Source organism: bacterium, from assembly GCA_036524115.1.
Taxonomy (GTDB): Bacteria; JAUVQV01; JAUVQV01; order JAUVQV01; family DATDCY01; genus DATDCY01.
Genome location: DATDCY010000073.1, coordinates 1 through 1,924 on the forward strand (window position 1 = coordinate 1; position 1,924 = coordinate 1,924).

Annotated in this window: 3 protein-coding genes; 1 reads left to right on the top strand and 2 read right to left on the bottom strand. The window is 68.6% G+C overall.

What is annotated here, in order from left to right; translation table 11 throughout:
• Nucleotides 1-368, top strand: a 368-nt coding sequence (locus VI078_03450; GenBank protein ID HEY5998339.1) for a type II toxin-antitoxin system RelE/ParE family toxin, incomplete at its 5' end; no start/stop codon positions are given.
• Between the two features lie 42 nt (nucleotides 369-410).
• On the opposite strand, the gene VI078_03455 is transcribed toward VI078_03450, so the two are convergent.
• Nucleotides 411-1,556, bottom strand: a complete 1,146-nt coding sequence (locus VI078_03455; protein ID HEY5998340.1) for an ISAs1 family transposase — start codon at nucleotides 1,554-1,556, stop codon at nucleotides 411-413.
• Between the two features lie 123 nt (nucleotides 1,557-1,679).
• Nucleotides 1,680-1,924: hypothetical protein (locus tag VI078_03460; protein HEY5998341.1), on the bottom strand; the 245-nt coding region annotated here is incomplete at its 5' end.

The following is a 1,924-nucleotide window of genomic DNA, read 5'->3' on the forward strand; positions in this document are numbered from 1 at the left end:
CCACCGCGCAGGGCTCCACCCCGGCCGCCGGCGCGCCGGGGACGGGCGGCGACGAGCCCGACGAGGCGCAGGCGACCTGGCTGCTCCCCGTCTACACGCGCGAGTTCTACGACTCGCTCGAGGGCTGGGAACGCCGGATCCAGCGGGCCGCCTTCAAGCAGGCCCACCTGCTGGCGCAGGACCACCGCCACCCCAGCCTCCGGGCGCTCCCGCTGGAGGGGCTGCCGGGGTACTACCGGGTCCGGGTCGCGACCGACGTCCGGCTCATCTACCGCCGCGGCGAGAACCAGGCGGCGGTGGAGATCCTCTCGCTGATCGACCGCGAGGATCTCGATCGGTACGTGCGCCAGGCGAAGACAAGGGGGTAGCGATCCCTCTCCCTCACCGAGCAGGGGAAGCGCATCTAAAGGCTAGGAAAGTCCGGCGGTAAGGACGCGGAAGATGTAGTCGGGATTCCACGCGGCGATCTTTCGCTTCGTGGGCGCGCCGTGCTTCTCCGACTTCTCGTTTCGCAGGAGCATGAGCGCGATCCGCGCCATGAGGGCGAAGTTCTGTGCCCCCACCTCGTTCCGGATGATGCGGCGGTCCTCGCCGAAGGTGACGTCGAGGGACCAGTGGAGGTGGTTCTCGATGCCCCAGTGCTCGCGAACGACGCGGGCGTGTACTTCGGGATCTGGCGGGAGACTCGACACGTAGTAGTGGCGCTCCGTGCTGGTCTTGCCGTTGATGAGCCGAACTCGCTCGACCTGCACGGCGGTGCGCCGGTCAGTCCACTGCGCGCGCTTCCCGGCCGGCCATTCGCTCGGCTCGAGCACCCGAACGGTTCGCTCTTCAACCCGGCCGTGGGCGTCGTCCCGCGTGACGTGCGTCGGGACGCCTACGTATTGCTTGGACTCGGCTTCGGCGAAGAGTTCCGCCACGTACTTGTGTTGCCTGCCGCGGTTGCCCTTGAGCGCCAGGACGAAGTCCGCGCCTTTCGCGCGGATGGCGGTCGTCATCTCGGCCGTGCAGCCGTTGGCATCCGTGGTGACGATGGCTCCCTGGAGCTCCAACAGGGCGAGCATCTCCATGCTCGCCCCCGTCTCCCCGGAAGCGCCGCGCGTGACGGCGCGCTGCGAGAGCAGCAGCCGCTGCTGCGTGGCCCATACATGGACGAGATGGAGCGGAGTCTTGGACCCTGCCTTCTTGATCGCGCCTTTGAGCGACTTCCCGTCGATCGCGATGACCTCACCTTCGAAGCTCTTCGCGAGCCCCGCCACGAGCTCTCGAAAGCACTTCTCGAACGCCTTCGGCTCCAGCGACGAGAAGACGCGGCTGAAGGTGTCAGCACAGGGCACGCCGCTCGGCATGTCGAGGAAGGACTCCAGCCACTCCTTGCGGTTCTTCGCGAAGGCCGAGAGCTGATCCCACCCATCCGCGCCAGCGACGACCCCGCACAGCGCCATCACGAGGATGTTCAGCAAGGAGTGCAGCCGCGTCCGTTCAACGCGCGGATCGGGCAGGTTCTGGAAGTGTTCGACGACGAGCGAGACGAAGGGGGGCGGATGCTTTCGCATCCGCCCCGTAGATCACGCCCGAAATGCCCCGTCGATCCCCCTGCGCTAAGGGATCGATCTAAATGGGGTTTAGGTGCGCTCCCCCTGCTCATCGAGGGAGAGGGTCAGGGTGAGGGAGCAGCCTCACGTGCGGACGACGACGTCGATCCAGTTCTCCAGCACCTGCGCCGCCCACGGGGTCGCCCGGACGGTGCCGAGGGCCGCCGAGCAGCCGCCCGGGCGCGCGGCGGAGAGCATGCGCCGGCTCGCGGCGATCGTCGCGCGGCTGCGGGCCGCGTCGAACTCGGGGTGGAACTGGACGGCGCGGAGGTGGTCGCCCGCGGCGAAGGCCTCGACCGGCGTCCTGGCGCTGCTCGCGAGGAGCCGGG